At 76.2% G+C, this 1,946-nt stretch carries 2 protein-coding genes and 1 pseudogene; all 3 read right to left on the bottom strand.

The window, feature by feature from the left end; all coding sequences use genetic code 11:
- Nucleotides 1-135 precede the first annotated feature (135 nt).
- Complete coding sequence (locus ACFXA3_RS28865) at nucleotides 136-876, bottom strand: enhanced serine sensitivity protein SseB C-terminal domain-containing protein (protein ID WP_385191438.1); 741 nt, start codon at nucleotides 874-876, stop codon at nucleotides 136-138.
- Nucleotides 877-939: 63 nt separating this feature from the next.
- Complete coding sequence (locus ACFXA3_RS28860) at nucleotides 940-1,674, bottom strand: enhanced serine sensitivity protein SseB (protein WP_385191442.1); 735 nt, start codon at nucleotides 1,672-1,674, stop codon at nucleotides 940-942.
- A 74-nt stretch (nucleotides 1,675-1,748) separates the two neighbouring features.
- Nucleotides 1,749-1,946: pseudogene (locus ACFXA3_RS28855) on the bottom strand (ATP-binding protein); the annotation flags it as partial.

Raw genomic sequence — 1,946 nt, 5'->3', positions numbered from 1 at the left:
TAATATCTCAGTGTTTATCCCGCTAAATGCCCTACTAACGCCCAACCGGGCGCGCGCGGGCTCTTCGGCCACTCCGCACCGGCCTCCGGCTCGTGTCGCGTGCCCGTCTCAGGGGCCGGGCAGACCCCGCTCGGGTCAGTACGCGGGGGCCTGGCCCTCGCGGTCGTAGAAGGGGCGGGTCTGGGCGCGCAGCCACATCGCGACGGGATCGTGCTCGTCGGCCAGCGCCACCGTGCACACGGGGACGCCCTCGGGCACCGCGCCGACCGACTGGCGCATCATCTCCCGTACGGACTCCAGCGCGGGCGCGGAGGCGTCGTACAGGTCGAGCCCGACCGCCAGGTACGGCGAGCCCAGCGAAGGCTGCACCCAGGCGCGGCGCAGCGAGCGGACGGCGGGGGTGCGGTGCGCGTGCTGGGTCAGCAGTCCGTAGAACTGCGGGAGCTCCAGGGCGGGCTCGGACAGCCGCAGCGGGCCGGCCGGCATCCGGTCCAGGCCGGTCGCGATCCGGCGCAGGTCGGCCCAGGGGATGCCGAGGCCGCCGCCCTGGGCGTGCGGGTTGAGCCACAGGCCCCAGCGGTCGGGGTACAGGGCGCGGGCGATGTCCCGGCCGGTGACCACCTCGTAGCCCCGGTTCCAGCCGCTGGCGGCCAGCTCCTGGGGGGAGGTCACGCAGGGCGCGTACCCGAGGCCCTCGACCTCCATGCCGCCGTACTGGGCCTCCGGGGAGCCCGGCTGTCCCTGCCAGAGCAGCATCCACAGGCGGCCCTCGGCGAGGGCGTGCAGAAGTGACTCGTAGCTCTCGTAGCGCCCGGGCGTCACCTGGCGCATCATGTGCTCGACCTGCCCGGCCGCGGCCGTGCCTGACGCACTCACCCGGTACCCCTCTTCGTTCCTCGTCCGCCCGTCCACCCGTGTCCGCACCCAGCTTAAGCGGCCCTAAGCGAGGTAGAAGGGGCGTACGCGCGTAACCATGAAGTCGACCACCGGGTCCTGCACGGCGTCGAGGAGGATCAGCTGAACGGGCCAGGCCGGCGCCACGCGGGCCAGGGCCCGGCCGAGGGCCTCCATGGGGGCGCTGCGCATCCCGGGCTCCCATCCCGGCAGCCGGACGCCGATGTAGAGCTCCGGGGCCCCTCCCTCGACGCTGGCGAGGCAGCGGTGGGCGGCGGAGATCACGCCGGTGGCGCGGAACTCCTCCGCGGCGGCGGTCAGGAAGTCCACCGGGTCGTCCTGCCAGTCGGGTTCGAAGAGCCGGACGCGGCCGCCGGTGGCGGGGCCGTCGAGCGGGGTGCGGCCGGTGCGGCAGAGCTCCGCCACGGCGGGCGGGGGCAGCGGGACGCCGACGGCGCCCTCGGGGTTCACGGCGATGCCGAGCTGCGGGGGCAGGCCGCGGGCGAACTCGACGGCCGGGGCGACGGCGAAGTCCATGCCGGGGCCCGCGCAGGCGCGGAACTGGGCCTCGGAGCTGTAGACGGGGACGTACGCCGCCCCGTTGATCTCCATGGTGGGCAGGGCGAGGGCGGCCGCGTCCGGGCCGCCGCCGCCCGGCAGGGGCACCCAGAGCAGGCTGCGCCCGAGCACCTCGACGATGCGGGCGCCGGCGTCCGCCTGCCCGAGCGCCGCCCCGAGCACCTGCTCCAGCTCGTTGTCCGGCCAGCCGCCGCCGTGCATGTACGCCTCCGCTGTTCTCACCCCACGCTGTCGGCCCGAGATTAACCGCTGCCCCCGGCCGGCCCGGGGCAGGGTCAGGGGCGGCGGAAGGCGATGCGGGTCACCCGGGCCGCCGAGCCGCGGTCCAGCAGGACCGCCGAGGTGCAGCCGGCGGGGAGGCGGCCCGATTCCGCGTCGCGCAGCAGCCGGGGGCCCCCCCACCCGGGGGGGGGGGCGGGGAGCCCGCCAACCCCCCCCCCCCCCGCCCCCCGCCCCCCCCCGCGCACCCACGC

It is taken from the genome of Streptomyces sp. NPDC059456, assembly GCF_042750055.1.
Lineage (GTDB): Bacteria > Actinomycetota > Actinomycetes > Streptomycetales > Streptomycetaceae > Streptomyces.
Note: the sequence above shows the minus strand (reverse complement) of the source record. Positions and strands in the feature narration are given on the sequence as shown.

Bases quoted from the DNA above. Each gene is read 5' to 3' on its own strand.
- ACFXA3_RS28860 (WP_385191442.1), bottom strand. From the start codon at position 1,674: ATGCACGGCGGCGGCTGGCCGGACAACGAGCTGGAGCAGGTGCTCGGG.